The organism is Saccharothrix isguenensis, from assembly GCF_052936305.1.
Genome location: NZ_CP193626.1, coordinates 1,880,107 through 1,903,208, shown reverse-complemented (window position 1 = coordinate 1,903,208; position 23,102 = coordinate 1,880,107). Strand labels below are relative to the sequence as shown.

The following is a 23,102-nucleotide window of genomic DNA, read 5'->3' as shown; positions in this document are numbered from 1 at the left end:
GCTAGTTTTAGTCCTAACATCAGCACTAGCACTAGTTGCCCTTGTTGCAGGGCTCTCGGACCTCGCTAGGAGCATCGGATGAATCAGCAGGTGACGCGGATGTACCGCGTGAAGACCGTGGCGGAGATGCTCGACGTCTCTGTGGCGACGATCTACCGGGCGATCGAGTCCGGCGCCCTTCGGGCGTTGAAGATCGGCACCGGTAAGGGCGCGCTGCGCATCCCTGAGGACGCGGTCACGGACTATGTGAAGGCGTGCCAGGAGGCCGCTGCCGTGTCGGCGCCGCAGTTGCCGGTGGTGGCGTGATGGACGAGAGCGCGCTCAAGAAGCTGAAGAGCTGGCCAGACCGGTCGTGCCAGGGCACGGACCTGGAGTTGTGGTTCGGCCCGTCGAACGACCTGCCGCGCGAGTTGCGCGAGACGAAGGGCGAGGCCGCGTTCCGAATGCGGACGGCCAAGGCGGTGTGCGCCGGCTGCCCGATCAAGGTCGAGTGCCTGGAGTCGGAGTTGGCGCGCGGGATCTACGACCAGCACGGCGTCCGGGGTGGTAAGACCGCCCACGAGCGTCAGCAGTTGATCCGCGAACGGCGTGACCAGGCAGTCGCCGAGCTGATCGGCGAGGTGGCGTGATGGGCCGCCGCGTGCAGCTGAGCACGGTGGTGTTGCCGTGGAACGGGATGGCGGTGACGTGCCGCGGTTCGCGTGACGGGTTGCCGGTGTTCGGGTGGGGGACCAGGCCGGGCGGGGTGCCCAGGGGCCTGTACACCCGGCGGCAGTTGCGAGCCAAGGGTTTGCGGCCCGGCGGGGCCGACCCGGACGCGTTGCTGGTGTTCCGGCACCGCATCCCCGCGCGCACCGAAGAGGTGTGCGAGCTGTGGCGCGACGAGATCGCGGTTCCGGTCCGGACGATGACGCCGGCCATGTGGAAGGCGCACGACGCCGCAATGCGTGCCCGCCGCTTCTGCCACGACCCCGCCCACCTGGCCCACGTCGACCACGTGGTGCGCGGTCCGCGCAAGCAGTGCCTGCCCTGCTTCTTCGCCGACACCACCGACGACTACGAAAGGAGGGTCGCCTGATGTTGACCACGACAACGTGCGTGACCGCCGACTGCGACACGTGCGGTGAGAAGTACCGCGACGAGGAGTGGGAGACCACCGTCCACTTCACCACCGAGTCCGAGGCCATGACGTGGCTTGCCAAACGCGGATGGCACGTCACCGACGACGGCCGGGCGTTGAGCTGCGACCGGTGCGTCGCCGAGCAGCTGTGCACCGCACACGGGCACGTGTTCGACGTCTGGCACGACTGCCGGTGCAAGCCGGGGCTGTCCGGGCACGACCACGACCTGACCGGCACGTGTCGGCGGCAGTTCGCCTGGTGCGACCGGTGCGAGCACCGCGAGTACCGCGTGCGTGGCGGCGTCACCCTGACCGACCGGGTGGTGGCGTGATGAGCCGGGTGATCAAGGTGGCGTTGCTGCCGTTCGTGTTGGCGTGGTCGCTGTTGCGGCTGCTGTTCTGGCCGGTGGTGGTCCTGGTGGTCGCGTGGATCGTGGTCCCGGACGGTTCCGGGTGGTTCCCGGTCGTGCTCGCCGCTGTGGCCGTCTACCTGCTGGGCGCGTTCACCGCGTTCATGGCCGGTGCACGTGGGCTGCTGCGGTCGTTGGACCGCGGCACGGTGCACGTCTCCCCCGGTGACCGTCGTTCGAAGCGGGGGCAGTGATGGCGAAGATCGGTGTCCGCAAGATCGGGTTGTTCACGGTGATGTCCGGCGCCCTCGCGTTGACCGTGCGCGGTGAAGTTCAGGCGGTGCAGCCGCTGCTGGGTGCGTCGATGGCCGTGGTGCTGGCGCTGGTGTTCGCGTTGTCGACGCTGCTGGCGCTGCACGAGGTGACCGTGGCGCACAGCAAGTCGGCGCGGGTGTGGGCGTGGTTGGTGTTGGTGTTGGCCGGTGGCATGGAGTTGGGGCTCAACACGTGGCACACGTTGTCGGTGGGCCACCTGCCGACTCCGGCGGCTATCGCGGTGGGTGCGGGGCCGGTCGTACTGGCCGGGTTGCTGTCGCACCTGCTGACCCTGTCGGTGGACGAGCAGCCCGTACCGGCCCCGGCACCGGTACCCGCTCCCCTGGTCGCGCCGGTCCACCCGCCGCGTACCGACGTGGCCCCGGTACGCCGCGATCCGGTGGCGGACAAGCCGACGCCGGTACGTGCAACCGCCGTGCGTACCGGTACACCCCAGACGACGCGTAAGGCCGTCGCGGCCGGTACCCGTACCGCGCCGAAAGCCCCGCGTCCGGATGACGAGTTGCTGGCGATCCTGTCCTATCCCGAACTGGTCGCCCGTGACGAGGACGGCACCGTGCCGGTACGTCGTGCGGCACGTGAACTCGGGTGCGGCGTGGATCGCGCCCGGAAGCTGCTCGGACAGGCCGGGCTGCTGGCCACCGGCCCCGACGAGGACGCGCCGGTCCCGACCCTGTCGCTGGTCGACGCGGTCTGACCGTCCAGGGTGCGACACCCGCCCTCCCCTTGCGGGTGTCGTCGCCCGGTCGGCCCGAAAGCGTAGACCGTCACCATTCCCCCCTGTCCCGAAAGGACACCCGAAATGGCCGAGATGATGGCGTTCGGTGAGCCGGAGTTCTTCTCCACCAGCCAGATCCGCGACTACTGCGGCAACGTCCGCAAGGTGCTCCGCCCGATGCACCACGAGCTGATGGTGAGCGCGGAGGAGCTGGCGGCGGCGCTGAAGTACGTCAAGTCGGCGGACCCGAAGTTGTTCGGCGCGGACTCCCGCGTGCGGGCCGCGCTGGTGGCCCGCCACATGCGCCACGCCGCCGACGCCCTGCTGGTCGCGCAGACGTCGGTGATCAAGACCTACCTGTCCTTCCGCAAGCACTACGTGGTCGAGCTGGACGCGGCCGGGCACAAGGACAAGCCCGGTCGCACGTTCGAGTTCAACGCCTGACCTACCCGTACCGGCCGGGGTGACCGCGCGCAGTACGCACACGAGAGGAGTTCGAGATGGGCAGGCGCAACGGGGGCCACGCGGTCACCGAGCACGAGCAGGACAAGCAGTTCGGGTACTACGTCCCGCGCAAGTACTGGGCGTCGCGTGTGGCGCCCTACGCCGGTGAGTGGGCGGCTGTCGGTGCCATGTGGGCGGCCGGTGCCGGTACGCACCTGCTGTGCGCGGACTCCGAGGTGCTGCCGTGGGTCACCCCCGGTCTGACGTTGCTGGGTACCGGGTTGTCGGCGGTGGCGTGGAAGGCCGGTGCCGCACGCGGCATGGTGACCCGCCTGCACGCCACCGCCACCACGGCCCTCGGCGGGCTGTGGTTGACCGCGTGCTCGATCGTCGCGCCGTGGACGCAGCCGATGACCGGTCTGTGCCTCTACGGCGGTGCCGCGGTCGCGTTGTCGTGGAACATCCGGCGGGTGCTGTCCAGCGGCAGCGACGGGGACGGTACGTCCGGGTTGTTCGAGAAGATCAAGCTCGCCGGGGTCCGCACCGGCCCCGTGGAGGTCGCTCCGAACAAGGTGTCCGTGCCGCTGGCGCTCCCGGCCGGTGAGGTCAGCGTCGAGGACGTCCAGCAGAAGGCCGACAAGGTGGCCCAGGTGCTGGGGCTGCACAAGGGGTCCGTGCGGGTGGTCGGCGACCCGGACGACCTCAGCCGCGCCACGATGGCCATCGTCCCGCAGGACGTGCTGCGGCACCCGCAGCCGTGGCCCGGCCCGTCCGCTCCCGGCGGCTCCATCACCGAAGCCCTGGTGCCGGGCCTGTACGAGGACAACGACCCGCAGCAGCTGTTCCTGCCCGGTGACAAGAAGACCCAGCGCAACGCCACGCACTACGTGGTGCAGGGCATGAACGGGTCGGGCAAGTCCCACGGCGCGAAGCTCACCTGGACCGAGATCCTGACCCGCCGTGACGCGAACCTGATCGTGCTGGACCCGTCCAAGGGTGAGCAGACCGTGGGGTTCCTGGGCGACAACGCGCACGTCGTCATCGGGCACCAGGCGTGCAAGAACCTGGTCACCAGAGTTCCGGACGCGATCACCGACCGGGCATCCCAGCTCGGCAAGTGGGGCTACGACCAGTGGACCCCCGAGGTGTTCGCCAAGCACGGCATGCCCTACCTCGTGCTGTGGATCGAGGAAGCACCGCGAGTGCTGGAGGACGCCAAGACCGTCACGCGTATCGCGCAGGAAGCCCGCTCCGCGGGCATCTCGCTGGTGCTGTCGTTGCAGAAGGCCAGCTTCCGGCAGATGTCCACCGACATCCGGTCCCAGCTCGGCGGCGTGTGGTGCTTCGGGGTCAACGACATCGAGGACGCCGCGTTCACCCTGTCCGAGGAGACCATCGACGCCGGGGCGCGGCCGGACCGGTGGAAGAACCGCCGACCGGGCTGCAACTACCTCGAAGGCCCCGGCATCGCCGAAGAGCGGTTCGCCGTGCCGGGGCGCACCTTCGACGTCACCGACGACGAGATGTCCACCGAAATCGGGGTGCACCAGGGCATCCGTCCGCCGTTGTGGGCACCCACCGCAAAGGTTCTCGGACTGCCGACCTCGACCGGCGGCGCCGCGACCACGAAGGGAACCGCCGTGTCCGCACACCAACCGTCCCCCGCCGGGCCGGTCGACCACAGCGACCTCGACTCCCTGCCGCTGCCCACCGACGACGAGCTGGACACCCTGCCGATCGACCACGAACCCGACCTGGACGTCGACCCCGACGCGGAACTGCCCAACGACCCCGACATGGCGCTGCCCGGTGGACGGCCCACCCGCAAGCAGGCGCTCGACATGATCCGCAACGCGATCGACGAACTCGCCGCACAGGGCCACACCGCGATCACCGTGCGGGACCTGCCCGACCCCAAGCTGCTGGACCGGTCCCGGCAGTGGCTGTCCGGGGTGCTGTCCGACTTCGCCCGTCAGGGCCTGCTGGTCGAAGCCGGAACGGACGGCAACGCGATCCGCTACGCACTCCCGGTGCGTAACGCAGCGTGAACATGCGTGGGCGTGCCTGACGCCTGACGTGACGTCACGTCAGGCACGCCCGCCCCCGCCCCCAATGCGTGCGCGCGCACGTGCGCGCGCGAAACACCTTTCATAACACCGTTCTGACTCAAAGCTGACAGCCCGTCGGCCCAACTCTCCATACCCACCGCACGCTACGCACAGTAACCAACGGAATAGGAGTTGCCAGCCGTGACCGACACCCCGCACAAGACCACCGCCGACCGGACCGCGACCTACGCCCTGGGCGTGACCGCCCACCACGAAGCCGCCCACGCCGTCATCGCACTCCGACTGGGCGGCCAGGTGCCGAGGATCCAAATCTGGAATACCGGCCCCACCCAGTGGTTCGGCAACGTCGCCATGACCTTCCCCAGCACCAACGACGGCTACCGCGCGGCGGCGACCGCACTGCTGGCAGGCGTGCCCACCGAACTGCACTGGCTCGACATCCACGACCTGCCCGTCACCGCCCTGCCCCACGACGTGCACGCCAGCAGCGCCCAAGACCGCGACGAGGCACGCGACTGCCTGGCCCACATCCCCCGCGCCGAACGCCCCACCTACCGCGAGATCGAACGCGAGGCCGCCCTGCTGGTGGTCCGGTCCTGGGACCGCATCGAACGTCTGGCCGCCCGGCTGGTCGACCACCCCCGCATGCACCACGTCCACGCCTGAACCGTCCACACAGGAGGAAACAATGAACGGACACGGACAGAACACCCTCGACAGGCTCACCGACGCCGCCAGGGCGCTCGACCGGGCCTACGAGGTGACCGTCGACCGCGACCACCTCAACCGGACCCGCCTGCCCGGAGCGATCGGCCACCTGGCCGAGATCGCCCGCGGACTGACGCTGGTGCTCAGCAGCTGCGCCACCGGCGCCCGTGACCTGTCCGAGCAGACCAACGACCCCACCGCCGCCGAAGCCCACCACGACACCCACCAGGCCACGTCTGCGGCACTGGCCGCCGCAGGCGACGTGCGGCGGGCGTTGGTCCACGCGCACGCCGTCGCCTGGGACGCGCACAACGCATCCGAACCGGCATCGAACGAACGCTCGACCACCACCGGCCGCGACGTCCGCGATCTGTTGGACATCGCGGCAGGTCGCCTCACCGACAACGCCCACCACGTCACCAACCCCGCGGCCCTGCCCGCGGTCGTCACGTTGCTGCTCCACATCACCGCCCGCCTGCGCAACCTGACCGAACGCTGCGTCAACGCCGCCGCACGGCTCGCCGAACGGTCCACCGCCACGACCGCCGCCACCGCCCACCGCAACACCCAACACGCCCTCCACAAGGCCGTCCCCCTCGCCCGGACCCTCCGCCACCGACTGCACCCGGTCCAGACCTTCGCCGAGCAGGGCCACGTCACCAGCCGCCGTAGCGGGAACAAGCCCGCCTGACCGCACGCACCCACGGGAGGGCGGTTCTCGCCCTCCCGTGGGTGCCAGGCAGCGACCCACGCGCCTCCACCACCGGAAGGAGCCCAACGCCATGAGCACCACCGACATGCTCGCCGTCGCCCTCGACGCCGTCGCGCGGGGCTGGCACGTCTTCCCTCTCCGGCCCAACTCCAAGAAGCCCCCGGCCCTGCACGGCGAGAAGGACTGCCCCCGTTCGGGAATCTGCGCCACCACCCACCAGGGCTGGGAGCAGCGCGCGATGAACGACCCGGACCAGGTGCGGTGGTTCTGGACCAGCCGCCGCTACAGCGGGTGCAACGTCGGCGTGGCCACCGGTCCCAGCGGACTTCTCGTGGTCGACCTGGACTCCGTCGACTCACCCGCCGACGTGCCCACGAACGGCTGGAAACGGGTGGGGGTCCGGGACGGGCACGACGTGTTCGCCGTGATCTGCGAGGAAGCCGGACAACCGGTGCCGTGGGAGACGCTGACCGTCGACACCCCCAGCGGCGGCCGACACCTCTACTTCCGGGCGCCGCGCGACGTGCAACTGCGCAACACCCAAGGAGCCACCGGCAACGGACTCGGCTGGAAGGTCGACACCCGCAGTTGGGGCGGCTACGTCGTCGCCCCCGGATCGACCACCCCCACCGGTCGATACGAACTCGTGGAAGACCTCCCCGTGGCAGATCTGCCCACCTGGTTGGTCCACCGCCTGTCCCCCAAGCCCGTCACGGCCACCACAGCGGCCCCTCAGATCGCCTCACAGCGGTTGCCCGCCTACGTGGACGCCGCTATCCGGGGCGAGTGCCGACACGTCGCACAAGCCGCACCACACGAGCACAACGCCGTCCTGTACGCCGCATCCGGGCAACTGGGACAACTCGTCGGAGGCGGAATGCTCCCCGCGTTTCAAGCCGAACAAGCCTTGTACGCAGCCGCCACCCACATGATCAACGGCTCCTGCGGGTGCACCGAACGCGAGATCCGTCGCGTGATCGAGAAGGGCTTGCGCGCCGGCCAACAACGCCCGCGCACCACACCCGCCAACCAGACCCGCAGGGGTGTCGCGTGAACGTGCTGTCGCTGTTCTCCGGCATCGGTGGTCTCGAACTCGGCTTGGAACGGGCCGGGATGACCGTCGTCGGACAGGTCGAGATCAGCCCGCACGCACGTGCCGTGCTCGCCCGCCACTGGCCGGAGGTCCCCCGCCATGACGACGTCCGCACCGCCCCCGCCTGGTGGTCATCCGGACAGCGCCCCACCGTTGACCTGGTCGCAGGCGGATTCCCCTGCCAACCCTTCTCCGCAGCTGGACGGCGACTCGGACTCGCCGATGAACGATGGGGTTGGCCCTGGATGCGCGACGTCATCGCCGCCGTTCGGCCAGCCTGGGTCCTCGCCGAAAACGTCGCCGCACTCCTTGGGGACGCTGACGCATTTTCGATCATCCTCCAAGACCTTTCCGACCTCGGGTTCGATGTCGAATGGTCAGTTGTCTCAGCGTGCTCCATGGGTGCCCCACACCGACGACGCAGGTTGTTCGTCCTGGCGCACACCCGTAGCGCGGGACTACCGGGGCTACACCAACCGGGAGGGCGAATCGATCTGCAACCAACTGCGGCGGATGTACGGCGGAGTTGGCCGGGCGAACCCCCGCTGGCTCGAGTGGCTGATGGGGTTCCCCGTCGGCTGGTGCGAGACGACATCCACGCGCTTGGAAACGCTGTGGTCCCCGCCGTCGCCGAACACATCGGCCGACTCATCCACACCGCCCATCAACGGCATGCGGCCTGAACAGGACACCGCCATGACTACCGCACGCCCTCTGCACGCAGTCCCCGAAAACGAACCCACCGTCGCGGCGCCGGAGTGGGAAGCGCCGATGCCGCTGGGCACCAGCCGCGCCGTCCCGCCCTTCCCGATCGACGCTTTTCCGACATGGCTGGCCGACCACGTCACCGCCGTCGCCAACCTCACCCAGACCCCGCCCGATCTCGCCGGGTGCCTCGCACTGGTCGCGTTGTCCACTGCGGCCGGCGGGCGGGTGCGGGTTCAGGTGCGGCCCGGCTGGGACGAACCGGTCAACCTGTACTCCGTTGTCGTGCTCCCACCCGCGTCACGGAAATCCGCCGTGTTCAAGGCCATGACCCGACCCATCCGTGCGGTGGAGAAGGAACTCGTCGCCGAGGCGAAAGCAGAGATCGAGTCGGCCCGCATCGGGCGTCGTGCGGCCGAGGAGTTTGCTGCCCGCGCGGAAAAGGCCGTGCTGTCCGCCGATCCGTCCGAGCGTGACGCCGCGCTGGAAGCGGCGGTGAACGCCGCCATGCAGGTCGACAAGAACGCTACGCCGATCACGCCGCGACTGATCGCCGACGACGCCACGCCCGAAGTCGTCGCCACCCTGCTCGCCGACCACGGTGGCCGGATCGCCGTGCTGTCGGCCGAAGGCGGTTTGTTCGGCACGCTCGCCGGTCGCTACTCGGGATCGCCCAACCTGGACGTGTTCCTCAAAGGCCACGCCGGGGATCTCCACCTGGTGGACCGGCAAGGACGGGAAGCCACCGCCGTCGAAGAACCCGCCATCACGCTCGGACTCACCATTCAGCCGTCGATCCTGGACGGCTTGGCCCGCAACGAAACCTTCCGGGGAACCGGGTTGCTCGCGCGGATCATGTACTCCCTGCCCGTCAACACCGTGGGCAACCGCATCTCCCGCCCCACTCCGGCGGCGCCGGAAATCGCCGACGCCTACGACGCCCGCATCCGCTCGCTGGTGCGGGAACTCGCCGAGTGGACCGATCCCGCCGTGCTCGTGTTCACCCCTGCCGCCGACGACCTCATGGCCGACCTGCAAGACGAGATCGAACCGCGCCTTCACCCCGTGACCGGTTCCTGGGCACACCTCGGGGACTGGGGCGGCAAGCAAGCCGGGCTCACCGCCCGGATCGCCGCCCTGCTCCACCTCGCCCACAACCCGACCAGTTGGGCCGGTGCCATCACCACCGACACCTTTACCGCGGCACGCCGCATCACCGACTACGCCGCCGCCCACGCCCTGGCCGCGTTCGACCGCATGGGCAGCGACCCCGTGATTGACGACGCTCACGTCGTCTTGGACTGGATCGAGCGCACCCGCCCGACCTCGTTCAGCGTGCGGGAACTGTTCACCGCGATGAGCCGCGCCAGGTTCAAGAAGGTCGGCGACCTCACCCCCGCCCTGGACCTGCTCGAACAGCACGGCCACATCCACCACACCCCACCGCCCGAGCGACGTGGCCCCGGCCGCAAGCCGTCGCCGACGTACTACGTCCACCCCTCCCACCGAGCCGGAGGTGACTCATGAGGCTCCGCAGAATCCGCACAATCCGCAGAATCCAGCCGAATCAACCGTTTCCGCAGGTCACCGGGGGTGCGTGTCAAACGGTCGTGATCTCCGCAGAACCTCCGCAGAACCTCCGCAGAATCCACCAGGCCCGGCCACCAGGCGACCAGCGCGCGAACCACCGGACGCTCCCGCCCGCGTCACGTCGAGCACCCGTCCAACCCGGCCGCGACCGGCCCCCGTGAATTCTGCGGAGGTTTTGCGGAGATTCTGCGGATTCTGACCATGATCACCCCGTAAGCCTTCTACCTGCGTAAACGACCACCGCCGGTCAATTCTGCGGATTCTGCGGATTCTGCGGAGCCCCGAGGAGCCCCAGCCATGCCCAAGCCCCGACGACGTCCCCCGATCGGCGTAAAGCTGTCGGACGACATCGAGCACCTCCCCGCCCGCCCAACGCCCTACCGAGCCCGCGTCCGCTGGACCGACCCGACCACCGGCAAGCGCCCATCACTGTCCGAGTCGTGCCAAACCGAGGAACTGGCCCAAGCCTGGATCGACGCCATGAAAAGCCTGGCGGCCGGCGGCAACGACCCCGACGCCGGATCGATGACCCTCACCGACTACGGCAACGCCAACATGCCGCTGGCACTCCGCGGCCTGGAAGCCAAGACCACCGACCCCTACCTGGCCGGATGGAGGAAGCGGGTCGTGCCGACCATCGGGCACATCCCCGTGCAGATGGTCACGCACGGCGTGGTCGACCGCGCCGTGCACGCCTGGATCGCCGACGAGTGCAGCCGCTCTACCGTGAAGAACACCATCGCGGTCCTGGTCCGCGTGATGGAACAGGCATTGCGCGACGAGATCATCGACCGCAACCCGGCCCGGATCTCCGGGTGGCAGCGCGAGTACGCCCGCGCGGAAGACGAGCTGGACGACCCGCGATCCCTCGCCCTGGCCGACTGGACCGCACTTACCCGGCTTGCCGATGCACTGGTCGCCAGATCCTCCGACGAGTACGCGGGATGGCGCGACGTCGTGCTGTTCGCCGCGTGCACCGCGGCACGCATCGGCGAAGTGTCCGGCTGTCGCGTGAAAGACCTCGACACCACCGAGTGGACCTGGACCGTGCGGCGCCAGACCACCAACGGGCCGGGCGGACTGATCGACAAAGGCACCAAGGGCAAACGCGCACGCCGCGTCCCCATCATCGAAGAGATCCGGGAACTCGTAGAACGGCGGATCGCCAAGACGGACGGGACCGGAGATGCACGACTGTTCACCGGTCCACGAGGCGGCCGGATCGTCACATCCGTCCTCCGCGACGCCACCCACTGGGACGAGGTGGTCAACAAGCTCGGCTACGAACACCTGCGCCGTCACGACCTGCGCCACACCGGCCTGACGTGGATGGCCGACGCAGGCGTGCCGGTCCACCACCTGCAACGGATCGCCGGACACGGCTCGCTGACGACCACGCAGAGGTACCTGCACCCGGACCGCCGATCAGTCACCGACGCAGGCGCGCTGCTCTCCCAGCACCTCCAGAAGAACTCCACGCAGACCCCGCAGCTGCGCGCCGTCTAACCACGTCTCACGGCTCCCGGTCCACAAATGGTCCACAGAACCAGGCTGTGACGATCTTGGACATGATCCACATCAAGACACGAAAAAGCCCCGCTGATCAGGTGTTTCACCTAGATCAGCGGGGCTCTTTCAGACCGTCGGGACGACAGGATTTGAACCTGCGACCCCTTGACCCCCAGTCAAGTGCGCTACCAAGCTGCGCCACGTCCCGGCCGCATCCCCGTTGTGGGGTGCGCGGCAAGCTTAGCGCACGCTACAACGAGCCCCCGACGCCACCCCCCGACCTCGCCGACCAGAGGCTCTACCTCGGAAAATGGCAGAGGCCCGCGTGTCGCGGGCCCCTGCGCTCCCCTCGGTCTTACCGCTCCCCCGGGTCGACGCCCCACCCACTATGCGTTCGCCGCGTTTCGTGCACTACCGCCGAAAGTCGAGTCATCTGTGTCAACTTTCGACGGACCCACCGGTAGCTTCGCGCTCACCGCGAAACCGCCATCGGCCCGCGCCGTGGTGGTCAGGACGCCCCCTACGGACGTCACGCGTTCCCGCAGGCCGTGCAGGCCGTGGCCGCCCTGGTCGTGGGGCGGCACGGGGGTGGTCGGCGGGCCGTTGACGATCGACACGTGCAGGTGTCCGTCCTGTTTCGACAGTCGCACGTGGACCGTGGCGCCGGGGGCGTGTTTCGTCACGTTGGTCAGGGTTTCCTGAACTATCCGGTAGACCGCTCGGCCCGTCGCGGGTGGTGGGGGTGGTGTGGTGTGGTCGTAGTGCACAGCCAGGCCCGCTGATGTCGCCCGCTCGATCAGGGACGGGATGCCTTCGAAGCCGGGGGTCGGTTCGGTGTTCAGGAGCCCGAGGGCCGTCCTCATCTCGGACAGGGCCTCCTTGGCCAGCGCTCGTAGGCGCAGGGCCGTGTCACGGGTGCCCACATCGTCGGTGGTGGCCGCCAAGGCCGCCGACTCCACTGCGATGAGGGTCGCGTGATGCCCCACGGCATCGTGGATCTCCCGCGCGATCCGGGCACGTTCGGACGCTCGCGCACCAGCCTCACGCGCCTCCAACTCGGCCGTGCGGGCACGGGACGCTTCAGCGAGGCTCGCTGTCAGCTTGCGCCTGGTCGTGATGAGGGCGCCCAGCGCGGTGGGGGCACCTGCCATGAACAGGCTGAAGGCGAACGTCAGGAGCGCCGAACCGGGAGCGAGGTGCTGGGTGACCACCACCAGGGTGGAGGGCAGGACCGTCGCCAGCGCCACCCAGGTGATCATCATCGGCAGGGACGACTTGCGCCCCACCCGGTACATGGCCACGACGGTGGCCGGCCAGCCCAAACCTCCGATCAGGCCCGGCAGGCACACCAGCGCGGCTATCCACGGCCGCCAACGGCGCACCGGCAGCAGCAGGCAGGCCGCCAGCGCCGTGGGGATCGACCACGAGTACGGCACGTAGTCCGCCATCAGCACCATCGCGGCGGGCACCAGGACGGCCAGGAACTCCAGGAGGATCACCACGTGCCCACCTGGTGCGCCACGAGGGCGGCTTGCACGCGGTTCTCGACGCCGAGTTTCGTCAGCACGGTGGAAACGTAGCTCTTCACCGTCGCCTCGCTCAGGCCCAGCGACGCGGCGATGGCGTTGTTCGGCTGCCCGTTCGCCAGCAGCCCGAGCACCTGGCGTTCACGGGCGCTCAGCCCGTCGAGCCGGCGGTTCTCCCGCAGCCGGGTCGCCCGCAGCTTCGGCAGCAGCCGGGCAGTGATCCGGGGATCGAGCACCGCCCCACCGGCCGCCAGGTCGAGCACCGCCCTGACCAGGGCTTCCGGCTCGGCGTCCTTCAGCAGGAAGCCCTGGGCGCCCAACTCCAACGCGGTCGCCACGTAGTCGTCCAGGTCGAACGTCGTCAGCACCGCCAACGCCGGCGGGTCGGACCAGGCCAGCATCTCCTTCAACGCGGTCAGGCCGTCCATGCCCGGCATCTGCACGTCCACCAGCGCCACGTCCGGCCGGAACCGGCGCGTGACGTCCAGCAGACCGGCGCCGTCCGCGGCCTCCGCCACGACCTCGACCCGACCGTCCGCCTCGATCAGCACCTTCAGCCCTCGGCGGAGCAGCGCTTCGTCGTCAGCGAGGACCAATCGCACCGGCACATCGCCAGGCAACCGCATCCCGCCTGCGGGAGCAACCGATCACTTCTTGGGGCGCTTCTCCCGAACCCGCACCGAGATGCGCACCGGGCTGCCCGCGAAGCCGAAGTCCTCGCGCAGCCTGCGCTCGATGAACCGCCGGTACCCGGCCTCCAGGAAACCGGTCGTGAACAGCACGAACGTCGGCGGACGGGTGCTCGCCTGGGTGGCGAACAGCACCTTGGGCTGCTTGCCGCTGCGCACCGGCGGCGGGGTGGCGGCGATCAGGTCCGTCAGCCACGAGTTCAGCTGCCCGGTGGAGATCCGGGTGTCCCAGGACTTCAGCGCCGTCCGCAGCGCGGGCGCGAGCTTGCGCACCGCGCGTCCGGTCAGCGCCGAGATGTTGACCTTCTCGGCCCACGGCACCCGAACCAGCCCTCGTTCCAGCTCACGCACCATCGCGTGCCGCCGGTCCTCGTCCACGAGGTCCCACTTGTTGAACGCCAGCACGCACGCCCGACCGGAGTCCACGACCATCGACAGCACCCGCAGGTCCTGCTCGCTGATCGGTTCGGCCGCGTCCAGCAGCACGACGGCCACCTCCGCGGACTCGATCGCGGCCTTGGTGCGCAGCGACGCGTAGTACTCCGCGCCCGAGGCGAAGTTCACCCGTTTGCGCAGGCCGGCGGTGTCGACGAACCGCCACACCTCGTCGTCGAGCTCCACCAGCGAGTCGACCGGGTCGACGGTGGTGCCCGCGACCTCGTGCACGACGGACCGGTTCTCCCCGGTCAGCCGGTTGAGCAGGGACGACTTGCCGACGTTCGGGCGGCCGACCAGTGCCACCCGGCGCGGACCACCGCGAACCGCCTCGAACGTCTCGCGCGGCGTCTCGGGCAGTGCCTTCAGGATGGCGTCGAGCATGTCGCCCGAGCCACGTCCGTGCAGGCCGGACACCGCGATCGGCTCACCGAGGCCGAGCGACCACAGCGACGCGACCTCGGCCACCAGCCGCTCGTCGTCCACCTTGTTCGCCACCAGCATCACGGGCCGCTTGGACCGGCGCAGCAGCTTCACGGCGGCTTCGTCGTTGGTCGTCGCGCCGACGGTCGCGTCCACCACGAACAGGATCGCGTCGGCGGTGGCCATGGCCAGTTCGGCCTGCGCGGCGACGGCGGCCATCATGCCGACGGCGTCGGGCTCCCAGCCGCCGGTGTCGACCACGGTGAACTTGCGGCCGTTCCACAGCGCGTCGTACGCCACCCGGTCGCGGGTCACGCCTGGCACGTCCTGCACGACCGCTTCACGGCGGCCGATGATGCGGTTGACCAGGGTCGACTTGCCCACGTTCGGCCGACCGACCACGGCCAGCACGGGCATCGGGGGCGCGCCGCCCTCCTCGCCCTCCACCGCCTCGGTGAACGCGGTCCAGTCGGACTCGTCCGCCCAGGTGCCGTCCAAGTCCGTCATCTGACTTCTCCTCGCTGACTGTCTAGCTCGGCCACAAGAGTGGCCAAGCGGTCGCGGACCTGCTCGGTGGCCTTCTCGAGCGCCTGACGACCTTTGTCGGTCGGCAGCTCGAAAGGCTCGCCCACGAGCACGTCCACCACGGGCCGGAACCGCCGTCCGGCGCCGGCCGGGCGCAGGGTTCCCCGGCACGCGACGGGCACGACGACCGCGCCGGTCGAGCGGGCGAGCCACGCCGCGCCGCGCTGTGCCTCGGCCACGTCGCCCGTGCCGCGCGTGCCCTCGGGGAACACGCCCACCACGCCGCCGGCCCGCAGCACCTTCTGCGCGGCGAGCAGCGGCGCGCGGTCGGGCTCGCCGCGCCGCACGGCCAGTTGGCCGATCTTGCGCAGCAGCGTGCCGACCACGCCCTTGAACATCTCCTGCTTGATCAAGAACACCACGCGCCGGGGCAGGACGCCGAACAATATCGGGCCGTCCGCCATCGAGCTGTGGTTCGCCACGACGACCACGGGGCCTTCCGCCGGCATCCGCGACACGCCGTGCGACCGTACCCGGAACGGCGTGCGCGCCGGACCGCGCGCGATCCACCGTCCGATGTCGTGCAGCCGGGCCGACGAGCCTTCGGGGAGCTGGTCGGTCACCCGTGCACCCGTCCGCTCGGCTGGGCCAGCAGCCCGTGGTCGCCCACCAGGTCCATCAACGCGGCCAGCGTGCCCGCGAGGTCGAGCGACGTCGTGTCGAGCACCACGGCGTCGTCCGCGGCGCGCAGCGGCGACACCGCGCGCGTCGAGTCGTAGGTGTCGCGCCGCTGCACGTCGGCGAGCGTCGCGTCCAGCGTGGCCTGCCGGCCGGAGGCGCTGTCCTGCTTGGCGCGGCGCTGGGCGCGGGCCTCGGCGTCGGCCGTCAGGTAGACCTTGAGCGGCGCGTCGGGCGCGACGGCGGTGCCGATGTCACGGCCCTCCACCACGATGCCGCCCGCCTCGGCGATCGCCTCCGCGATGATCCGACGCTGCTCGGCGACGAGCTGCGCGCGGACCTCCGGCACGGCGGAGACCGGTGACACGGCCTGCGTCACCTCGGGGCCGCGGATCTCCGCGCCGACGTCCTCGCCGTCCAGGAACGTCGTCGAGCGGTCCGGGTCGGTGCCCTGGACGAGCACCGCGTCCCGCGCCACCCCGGCCACGCCGGCCGCGTCCGCGAGGTCGACGCCTGCGCGCAGCACGGCCAGCGTCACCGCCCGGTACATCGCGCCGGTGTCCAGGTAACGCGCTCCCAGGCCGGCCGCCAGCCGTCGCGCCGCTGAGGACTTGCCGGTGCCGGACGGCCCGTCCAGGGCCACCACGCCACGCAGCTCACCGTGTCCCACGGGGTAGTCCTCCTCAATGCGACGACGGTCGTCAACCTCCAATTGTGCCTGGTGCGGCCCGTCACACCCGCATCAGGTGGTCGGACCGTCAGTCGAGATCGGCGAGCAGCAGCCCGCTGCGCGGCTTGGGCGTGAAGTAGGTGCTCTTGCGCGGCATCCGACCGCCGGCCGCGTGCACCGCCAGCACGTCGTCCAGCGGCACCGGCGCGATCAGCAGCAAGGCGTCCGCGTCCACGGGTGCACCGCCGGTCACGGGACGCACGTGCGGGCTCTCCGGGTCGAGCCCGAGCGCCTTGTCGAGCAGCACGGTCTCCACGAACGCGTGGTCGATGCCCGGCGGCAGCTCGACCCGGACGGCGCTCGATCCGGCCACCGCGACGACCACTCCCGGCGACGGGCGGGTCGAGGCGTCGACCTGCGTCACCCTGAGCCCGGCCGAGCGCCACGCCGCGGTGAGGTCGGCCAACGTCAGGCCGGTGCCGGCCAAGGCCCGGTGGATCGGCCCGATCCGGAGATCGGGACCGGCGGTGACCAGCGCCAGCAGTCCGGAGAGCCCGGCCGTCGCGGCCACCCGGTGGTTGCCGTCGGCCACCATCAACGGGTGCTCGCCCGCGGCGGCGAGCAGCGCGTCCTGGCGTTCGCCCGGCCCGACCAGCCACAGCCAGTGGCGCCGCCCGCCCGGGTCGACCACGGACACGGCCGGTTCCTCCTCCACCTCCGCCACCAGTTCCGTCAGCCGGACCTCGCGGCCCACCGGCACGAGCATCGCCGCACTCGTCAGGCATCCCAGGCCGGAGAGCACGCGGGCGCGTTCGGCGACCACGTCGGGGTAGACGTCCTCGGTGTGCCCGACCGCCGCCGGGTCGACCATGCACAGCAGCCCGTACGCGGTGCCGTCCGGGCCGTCCACGCGGTAGGGCGCGACCACGTCCCGGACCTCGCGGTAGGCGTTGCGGCGCAGGTGGGCGAGTTCGGCGCGGGCTTGGGGCAACGCGTCGAGCAGGCCGGCCCCGGCGGCCAGCGCGGCGGGCGTGCGGTGCGGGTGCTGCACGGCCAGCAGCGTGCCGGGACGTGCGCGGGCGAGGGCGGCCACGACCCGCTCCGGCTCGGCGAACTCGTCCACGTCCGGTCCGGGCACCCGGTCCCGCACCACCCATCCCCGGCTGATCGCCCGAACACGTCTCATCGGCAGATTATGATCGGACGCGTGAACGTCGAGGTGACGCCGCTACCGGGGATCGGCACCCGTCAGGACTTCATGATCCGAGCGGGCCGGCGGGTCGGGGTGATCACCCACCGGGACGGCAAGTTCGAGCTGATCGTGTCGAACCTGGACGACCCGGACGGCTGCGCGGCCTCGATCCCGTTGACGCCGACGGAGGCGGGCACCCTGGCCGGGCTCCTCGGGTCGCCGCAGCTGGTGGCGCAGCTGGAGGACCAGCACCGCGACGTCGCGGGGATCTCCACCAAGCAGTTCCCGATCGTGCCCGGCTCGCGGTTCGACAGCAGCCCGCTGGCCGAGACCGAGTTGCGCACCCGCACCGGCGCGTCCATCGTCGCCGTCGTGCGCGCTGGTTCGGTCCACCCGTCGCCGCGCCCCGACTTCGTGTTCGCGGGTGGTGACCTCGTCGTCGTGGTGGGCACGGCGGACGGCCTGACAGCCGCCGCCGAGTTGCTCGGTGGTGGCTGAGCACCTTGCACAACACGGCAATCGCACTGATCCAACTGGGTGCGGTCTTCTTCGGGCTGGGCCTGCTCGGCAAGATGGCGTGGCGGATCGGCATCTCCCCGATCCCGCTCTACCTGATCGGCGGCCTGGCCTTCGGGCAGGGCGGCCTGGTGCCGCTGCACGGCATCGAGGAGTTCTCGCACATCTCCAGCGAGATCGGCGTCATCCTCCTGCTGCTCCTGCTCGGCCTGGAGTACTCGGCCGCCGAGCTGATGACGGGGCTGAAGCGGTCGTGGACGGCCGGCTTGGTGGACATCGTGCTGAACGCGACGCCGGGTGTGATCGCCGCGCTGGTCCTGGGCTGGGGTCCGGTCGGCGCGCTGGCGATGGGCGGCGTCACCTACATCTCGTCGTCCGGGATCATCGCCAAGGTGCTCGGCGACCTGGGCCGGCTGGGCAACCGGGAGACGCCGGTGGTGCTGTCGGTGCTGGTGTTCGAGGACCTGGCGATGGCGGTGTACCTGCCGATCCTGACCGCCGTGCTGGCGGGCGTGAGCTTCGTCGGCGGGCTGACCGCGGTGGGCATCTCGCTGGCCGCGATCACGGTCGTGCTGGTCATCGCGCTGAAGTTCGGCCGGTACGTGTCGGCGCTGGTGGACAGCCCGGAGCCGGAGGTGTTCCTGCTCAAGCTGCTGGGCGCGGCGCTGCTGGTGGCGGGTGTCGCGTCGGAGCTGCAGGTGTCCGCGGCGGTGGGCGCGTTCCTGCTCGGCATCGCGATCTCGGGGTCGACGGCGGAGAACGCGACCCGGATGCTGGAGCCGCTGCGCGACCTGTTCGCGGCGATGTTCTTCGTGGTGTTCGGCCTGAACACGGACCCGGCGTCGATCCCGCCGGTGCTGGGCTGGGCGGTCGCGCTGGCCGTGGTGACGACGCTGACGAAGGTCGCCACCGGGTGGTGGGCCGCGCGGCGGCAGGGCATCGGCCGGATGGGTCGGGCACGGGCGGGCGCGGCGCTGGTGGCGCGCGGTGAGTTCTCGATCGTGATCGCGTCGCTCACGGTGGCGTCCGGTGCGGTGGACGGCGAGTTGGCGGCACTGGCGACGGCCTACGTGCTGCTCATGGCGGTGCTCGGGCCGGTGGCGGCACGCGTGGTGGAGCCGTTGGCTCAAAAGTTCACCCAGAAGCGTGAGTCCACGCCTGCGGTGGCGTGATCTGTATCTTGTGCCGGTCCGGCGCCTCCACTACGGCATACGAACCACGTTTGCGCCAGGGGGCCAACACTTACGGCTGATTGAGCACAAGCGTGATCCGGGGTTAAACCTGACTGCATTCCCACCCCGAAGGGGGTCGTCATGTCACAACCAACGGGCGCCGAGACCACAGGCCGTTATCTGGTGCTCCTCGAAGACCGATCGGTCGCGGCCGGTGCGCGGGAGATGAACCGGGTCGCCGGCATCAGCACCGCCAGCAGCGCCGACTCCGCGACCAGGGAAGAGCTCGCCGCCGCGGACGGCGTGATCTTCCAGGACCTGGGCATCGCCGTCGTCGACGCCACGCCCGACCAGGTCGCCCGGCTGACCGAGGCCGCCGCGGCGCCCGGCCCGATCTCCGTCGTCGAGGCGGAACGGGTCGTGCAGGCGTACACCGCCACCGACACCGACGAGGCCGCGGCGCCCGCCGTGGACGAGTCCGTGTTCACGTGGGGCCTCCAGGCCGTGGGCGCGAACCTCAGCTCGGTCACCGGCAAGGGCATCCGGGTCGCCGTGCTGGACACCGGTTTCACCGTCGCGCACCCGGACTTCGCGGGCCGCACCGTGGTCACGCAGTCGTTCATCACCGGTGAGACGGTGGAGGACGCGCACGGCCACGGCACGCACTGCATCGGCAGCGCCGCGGGGCCGCGTCAGCCCGCCGGCGGCGGTCCCGGCTACGGGGTCGCGTTCGAGGCGGAGATCTACGCGGGCAAGGTGCTGTCGAACTCGGGCTTCGGCTCGGACAGCGGCATCCTGGCCGGCATCGAGTGGGCCATCGCCAACGGCTGCGCGGTCATCTCGATGTCGCTGGGAGCGGCCGTCCGGCCCGGCACTCCCCACTCGCAGATCTTCGAGCAGGCCGCCACGCGGGCGATGGACAAGGGCACGCTGATCATCGCCGCCGCCGGCAACGAGAGCAAGCGGCCGGGGCGGGTCAACCCGGTCGGCCACCCGGCGAACTGCCCGTCGATCCTCTCCGTCGGCGCGATCGACGTGGAGCGGGCGATCGCGCCCTTCTCCTGCGGGACGGTCGACACCATCGGCCAGGTCGACCTCGTCGGGCCCGGCGTGGACGTCTACTCCAGCTGGAACAGCGAAAGCAGCGGACTCGGCATGCGCAAGCGCATCTCCGGCACGAGCATGGCGACACCGCACGTCGCGGGGGCCGCGGCGCTCATCGCGGAGAAGCACGGCTCGCGCGGGTGGGAGCTGTGGGCGAGGTTGTCGCAGTCCGCCCGCCGGCTGGGCTTGCCTTCCACGGACGTGGGTGCAGGATTGGTGCAGACTCCCTGACCGCCTGACGGAGGCGCCCGTGGACAAGGTCGTGGTCTCGGTCGCCCGCGACAGCCTGGACGACCTGCCCGCCGTGGTGTCCGCGTTGCGGGACGCCGGGATGGTGGTGGAGGACGTGCTGGAGACGCTGGGCGTGGTCACCGGGTCGGTCGCCCCCGAAGTGGGCGACCTGCTCGGGGCCGTGCCCGGCGTCTCGCGCGTGGAGGTGGACCGCGACGACGTGCGGCTGCCGCCGATCCCGGAGGCCTGACCGGCTCGCCGGTGACGCTGCGCGTTCTACCCGTCCTACACCCCCCGCTCGGGGCATCTCCGGTTTGGGCCGACCACCTCGGGTAACCGTCTCCAGAGACGAACGGGTCGTCCGAGGAGGTCGAAGACGATGAAAGCCCTGCTCGCCGCGCAAACGGCGCAGGCTCAAGGCATCGGTGAGGCAGCCGGTGACGCCCTGCGCAACGTGGTGACCTTCCTGCCGAAACTCGTCGGGTTCCTCGTCGTGCTGCTCATCGGGTGGATCATCGCCCGGCTGCTGCGCACGGCGGTGAACAAGGTGTTGGAGCGGGTCCACTTCGACCGCGCGGTGCAGCGCGGTGGGATCGGTGACGCGCTGGCGCGGTCGAAGTTCGACGCGTCGGGGTTGGTCGCCCAGATCGTTTACTACGCCGTGCTGCTGATCGCGCTCCAGGTGGCGTTCGGCGTGTTCGGGTCGAACCCGGTCAGCGACCTGCTGAACCAGATCGTGGCCTGGCTGCCGAGGGCGATCGTCGCGATCGTCATCATCGTGGTGGCCGCCGCTGTCGCGCGGGCCGTGGGCGACATCATCTCGCGGGCGCTCGGCGGGCTCTCCTACGGTCCGACGCTCGGCAAGATCGCCTCGTGGTTCATCATCGCGCTCGGTGTGATCGCGGCGTTGAACCAGATCGGTGTCGCGACCACGGTGACCACGCCGATCCTGATCACCATCCTGGCGACCGTCGGCGGTATCGCGATCATCGGCGTGGGCGGTGGCATGATCAAGCCCATGCAGCAGCGCTGGGAGGGCTGGCTGTCGAAGGCCGAGGCCGAGGCGCCGCAGGCGAAGGCCCAGGCCGAGGCGTACAAGCGCGGCCGTGAGGACGTGCAGCGGACGACGTCCGGTGTCTCGCCGGCCGAGCAGACAACCCGGATGACCGAGACGCCGGCCCACGCGTCGAGCATGCCGACCGCTCCGGGCGGTCAGCCGATGCAGCCCGGCCAGGTGCAGCCCATGCCGCCGCCGCCCGGCCAGCACGGTCAGCCCGGTCAGCCGATGCAGGGCCGGCCGGTGCAGCCGCACCCGGGCCAGTACCCGCCGGGCGAGCAGCGCTGACCGCGCTCGCTCACGGCACGCGTTAGCCCGGCGCGCCCGGTCACCGCACATGGTGACCGGGCGCGCTGGTCACGGCACGTCAGCGAACGTGCCGGTCACCGCACGCGGTGGCTCGCACGCCCGGTCACGGCACGCGGTGGCCGGGTGGAACGCCAACCGGATCGACGCTCTCGCAGAGGTCCCCGCCGAGGGGACTCCTGCTTTTATCTTTCCCGGAGGGGCCGACGAGCCGCGGGCCGAGCGACGTCCTTGTGGACAACCGGCAGGCCTGTGGACGGCGTTCCGGCGGACGACTCGCCTGCCGCTAGCCTTCGAGTGCGGGCTCGTCGCTGCGCGAAAGCTGACAGACGGCCGCGAGTCTCAGCGTCGTCCAGTCCGCGTTCGCCCAGTCCACGACGGGCGGCACCTGCCAGCCCTGTGCCGTCGCCTCGTCGAGCACACCCCTGGCGTACCCGGCGAGCAGCACCACCCCCGCCACCGCCGCCGCGGGCACGCCGAACGCGAGGATGTCTCGCACCGCCGCACCGTGCTGGTCGACCGCGGCCAGCACTCCGGGCGCCAGGACGCCCGAGGCCACCACCGCTGCAATTCCGAGTTCGTCGCTCAACCGGTCCAAGAACCGGCGAGCGGGGAAGTCCCACCAACCGCTCACAAGCCCGACACCCTACGCTGTGCGAGGCAATCGACCCACCATCGAACATGTGTTCTATGATCAGGCCGGGTCGAGCCGGAATGCGCAGAGAGGACAACGAGAACGTGCAGGCGGACACGCCCGTGGAGCAGGAAGAGACGGTGGACGCCGAGGCGCCCGCCGCACCCGTGCAGCAGGAGGTCGCACCCGTGCCGCCGGTAGAGCCCGAGGCCAAGCCCGTGAAGCGGGTTAAATCGACGGCCAAGAAAACCCGCACGGTCGAGCTCACGCTGACCGTGACCGGTACCGCGGACGGCGAGTGGCAGGCCGACCTGGTGCATGGCACCAAGCGGGTCGTGCAGGGCCTCTCGATCTCGGCCGCAGCGGTGTCGCGGGCGGCCAAGGAGCTGCACGACGACATCGCCGGCGGTATCGACGAGGTCATCGAGGCGGCCCGCACCCAGCACCGCACGCGGATGGAAGAGCTGGAAGCCGAGCTCGCGAAGGTCAAGGCCGCACTGGCCGAACTGAGCGACTGATCATCCGGACCGGGGGGCCGCCCGTTCACGAGTGGCCCCCCGGTCCGCGATGCCGGCGGTTCCCAGCGTGCC

27 protein-coding genes and 1 tRNA gene are annotated in these 23,102 nt (G+C 70.5%); 20 read left to right on the top strand and 8 right to left on the bottom strand.

Going from position 1 to position 23,102, the window contains the following annotated elements; all coding sequences use genetic code 11:
* Positions 1-78: 78 nt before the first annotated feature.
* The 14 genes from ACRAKI_RS09265 to ACRAKI_RS09200 all read left to right on the top strand — a co-directional run bounded on the left by ACRAKI_RS09265 (position 79) and on the right by ACRAKI_RS09200 (position 11,351).
* Complete coding sequence (locus ACRAKI_RS09265) at positions 79-306, top strand: helix-turn-helix transcriptional regulator (RefSeq protein WP_447006642.1); 228 nt, start codon at positions 79-81, stop codon at positions 304-306.
* Positions 306-629 carry a WhiB family transcriptional regulator gene (locus ACRAKI_RS09260; protein WP_447006641.1) on the top strand — a complete coding sequence of 108 codons (324 nt, stop codon included), beginning with the start codon at positions 306-308 and terminating at the stop codon, positions 627-629. The genes ACRAKI_RS09265 and ACRAKI_RS09260 overlap by 1 nt, the downstream gene beginning before the upstream one ends.
* Positions 629-1,078 carry an RRQRL motif-containing zinc-binding protein gene (locus ACRAKI_RS09255; protein ID WP_447006640.1) on the top strand — a complete coding sequence of 150 codons (450 nt, stop codon included), beginning with the start codon at positions 629-631 and terminating at the stop codon, positions 1,076-1,078. Before ACRAKI_RS09260 ends, ACRAKI_RS09255 begins: the two co-directional genes overlap by 1 nt.
* Entirely contained in the window at positions 1,078-1,452 is a 375-nt protein-coding gene (locus ACRAKI_RS09250) for a hypothetical protein (RefSeq protein WP_447006639.1), read from the top strand. Before ACRAKI_RS09255 ends, ACRAKI_RS09250 begins: the two co-directional genes overlap by 1 nt.
* On the top strand, positions 1,452-1,724 hold the full coding sequence (locus ACRAKI_RS09245; RefSeq protein WP_447006638.1) for a hypothetical protein: 273 nt from the start codon (positions 1,452-1,454) through the stop codon (positions 1,722-1,724). Before ACRAKI_RS09250 ends, ACRAKI_RS09245 begins: the two co-directional genes overlap by 1 nt.
* On the top strand, positions 1,724-2,503 hold the full coding sequence (locus ACRAKI_RS09240; protein ID WP_447006637.1) for a hypothetical protein: 780 nt from the start codon (positions 1,724-1,726) through the stop codon (positions 2,501-2,503). Before ACRAKI_RS09245 ends, ACRAKI_RS09240 begins: the two co-directional genes overlap by 1 nt.
* 105 nt (positions 2,504-2,608) lie before the next feature.
* On the top strand, positions 2,609-2,968 hold the full coding sequence (gene traA, locus ACRAKI_RS09235) for a plasmid transfer protein TraA (RefSeq protein WP_447006636.1): 360 nt from the start codon (positions 2,609-2,611) through the stop codon (positions 2,966-2,968).
* A gap of 56 nt (positions 2,969-3,024) precedes the next feature.
* Positions 3,025-5,016 carry a plasmid transfer protein TraB gene (gene traB, locus ACRAKI_RS09230; protein WP_447006635.1) on the top strand — a complete coding sequence of 664 codons (1,992 nt, stop codon included), beginning with the start codon at positions 3,025-3,027 and terminating at the stop codon, positions 5,014-5,016.
* 201 nt (positions 5,017-5,217) lie between these two features.
* Positions 5,218-5,703, top strand: a complete 486-nt coding sequence (locus tag ACRAKI_RS09225) for a hypothetical protein (protein ID WP_447006634.1) — start codon at positions 5,218-5,220, stop codon at positions 5,701-5,703.
* Between the two features lie 22 nt (positions 5,704-5,725).
* Complete coding sequence (locus ACRAKI_RS09220) at positions 5,726-6,436, top strand: hypothetical protein (RefSeq protein WP_447006633.1); 711 nt, start codon at positions 5,726-5,728, stop codon at positions 6,434-6,436.
* Between the two features lie 91 nt (positions 6,437-6,527).
* Positions 6,528-7,511, top strand: a complete 984-nt coding sequence (locus ACRAKI_RS09215) for a bifunctional DNA primase/polymerase (protein WP_447006632.1) — start codon at positions 6,528-6,530, stop codon at positions 7,509-7,511.
* A gap of 59 nt (positions 7,512-7,570) precedes the next feature.
* Positions 7,571-8,233 carry a DNA cytosine methyltransferase gene (locus ACRAKI_RS09210; protein ID WP_447008369.1) on the top strand — a complete coding sequence of 221 codons (663 nt, stop codon included), beginning with the start codon at positions 7,571-7,573 and terminating at the stop codon, positions 8,231-8,233.
* Positions 8,223-9,782 (top strand): YfjI family protein, encoded by a 1,560-nt coding sequence (locus ACRAKI_RS09205; RefSeq protein WP_447008368.1) that lies wholly within the window; start codon positions 8,223-8,225, stop codon positions 9,780-9,782. Before ACRAKI_RS09210 ends, ACRAKI_RS09205 begins: the two co-directional genes overlap by 11 nt.
* A 360-nt stretch (positions 9,783-10,142) precedes the next feature.
* Positions 10,143-11,351 (top strand): tyrosine-type recombinase/integrase, encoded by a 1,209-nt coding sequence (locus ACRAKI_RS09200; RefSeq protein ID WP_447006631.1) that lies wholly within the window; start codon positions 10,143-10,145, stop codon positions 11,349-11,351.
* Positions 11,352-11,488: 137 nt separating this feature from the next.
* On the opposite strand, the gene ACRAKI_RS09195 is transcribed toward ACRAKI_RS09200, so the two are convergent.
* The 7 genes from ACRAKI_RS09195 to ACRAKI_RS09165 form a co-directional block, all read right to left on the bottom strand.
* Positions 11,489-11,562 (bottom strand) — tRNA-Pro (locus tag ACRAKI_RS09195).
* Between the two features lie 178 nt (positions 11,563-11,740).
* Positions 11,741-12,856 (bottom strand): sensor histidine kinase, encoded by a 1,116-nt coding sequence (locus ACRAKI_RS09190; protein ID WP_447006630.1) that lies wholly within the window; start codon positions 12,854-12,856, stop codon positions 11,741-11,743.
* On the bottom strand, positions 12,850-13,506 hold the full coding sequence (locus ACRAKI_RS09185) for a response regulator (RefSeq protein WP_447006629.1): 657 nt from the start codon (positions 13,504-13,506) through the stop codon (positions 12,850-12,852). Before ACRAKI_RS09185 ends, ACRAKI_RS09190 begins: the two co-directional genes overlap by 7 nt.
* Positions 13,507-13,527: 21 nt before the next feature.
* Positions 13,528-14,934 (bottom strand): ribosome biogenesis GTPase Der, encoded by a 1,407-nt coding sequence (gene der / locus ACRAKI_RS09180; protein ID WP_447006628.1) that lies wholly within the window; start codon positions 14,932-14,934, stop codon positions 13,528-13,530.
* On the bottom strand, positions 14,931-15,575 hold the full coding sequence (locus ACRAKI_RS09175) for a lysophospholipid acyltransferase family protein (protein ID WP_447006627.1): 645 nt from the start codon (positions 15,573-15,575) through the stop codon (positions 14,931-14,933). Before ACRAKI_RS09175 ends, der begins: the two co-directional genes overlap by 4 nt.
* A complete protein-coding gene (cmk, locus tag ACRAKI_RS09170) occupies positions 15,572-16,300 on the bottom strand; it encodes a (d)CMP kinase (RefSeq protein WP_447006626.1) in 729 nt (242 codons plus the stop codon). Before cmk ends, ACRAKI_RS09175 begins: the two co-directional genes overlap by 4 nt.
* Positions 16,301-16,388: 88 nt before the next feature.
* Positions 16,389-17,486: a DUF1015 family protein gene (locus ACRAKI_RS09165; protein ID WP_447006625.1), complete on the bottom strand. Its 1,098-nt coding sequence runs from the start codon at positions 17,484-17,486 to the stop codon at positions 16,389-16,391.
* 21 nt (positions 17,487-17,507) lie between these two features.
* On the opposite strand from ACRAKI_RS09165, the gene ACRAKI_RS09160 reads away from it, so the two are divergent.
* The 5 genes from ACRAKI_RS09160 (at position 17,508) to ACRAKI_RS09140 (ending at position 21,860) form a co-directional block, all read left to right on the top strand.
* The gene (locus tag ACRAKI_RS09160; protein ID WP_447006624.1) at positions 17,508-17,990 is read left to right on the top strand and encodes a cation:proton antiporter regulatory subunit; all 483 of its coding nucleotides are present in this window, start codon (positions 17,508-17,510) and stop codon (positions 17,988-17,990) included.
* Positions 17,991-17,995: 5 nt separating this feature from the next.
* The gene (locus tag ACRAKI_RS09155; protein ID WP_447006623.1) at positions 17,996-19,180 is read left to right on the top strand and encodes a cation:proton antiporter; all 1,185 of its coding nucleotides are present in this window, start codon (positions 17,996-17,998) and stop codon (positions 19,178-19,180) included.
* Positions 19,181-19,321: 141 nt separating this feature from the next.
* The gene (locus tag ACRAKI_RS09150) at positions 19,322-20,515 is read left to right on the top strand and encodes a S8 family serine peptidase (protein WP_447006622.1); all 1,194 of its coding nucleotides are present in this window, start codon (positions 19,322-19,324) and stop codon (positions 20,513-20,515) included.
* A gap of 19 nt (positions 20,516-20,534) precedes the next feature.
* Entirely contained in the window at positions 20,535-20,765 is a 231-nt protein-coding gene (locus ACRAKI_RS09145) for a hypothetical protein (RefSeq protein WP_447006621.1), read from the top strand.
* Positions 20,766-20,894: 129 nt separating this feature from the next.
* A complete protein-coding gene (locus ACRAKI_RS09140) occupies positions 20,895-21,860 on the top strand; it encodes a membrane protein (RefSeq protein WP_447006620.1) in 966 nt (321 codons plus the stop codon).
* 304 nt (positions 21,861-22,164) lie between these two features.
* Here ACRAKI_RS09140 and ACRAKI_RS09135 read toward each other — a convergent pair whose 3' ends face one another.
* The gene (locus tag ACRAKI_RS09135; RefSeq protein ID WP_447006619.1) at positions 22,165-22,512 is read right to left on the bottom strand and encodes a DUF6401 family natural product biosynthesis protein; all 348 of its coding nucleotides are present in this window, start codon (positions 22,510-22,512) and stop codon (positions 22,165-22,167) included.
* An 80-nt stretch (positions 22,513-22,592) separates the two neighbouring features.
* On the opposite strand from ACRAKI_RS09135, the gene ACRAKI_RS09130 reads away from it, so the two are divergent.
* Positions 22,593-23,030, top strand: coding sequence for a DUF6319 family protein (locus ACRAKI_RS09130; protein ID WP_447006618.1), 438 nt, complete (start codon positions 22,593-22,595; stop codon positions 23,028-23,030).
* Positions 23,031-23,102 lie beyond the last annotated feature (72 nt).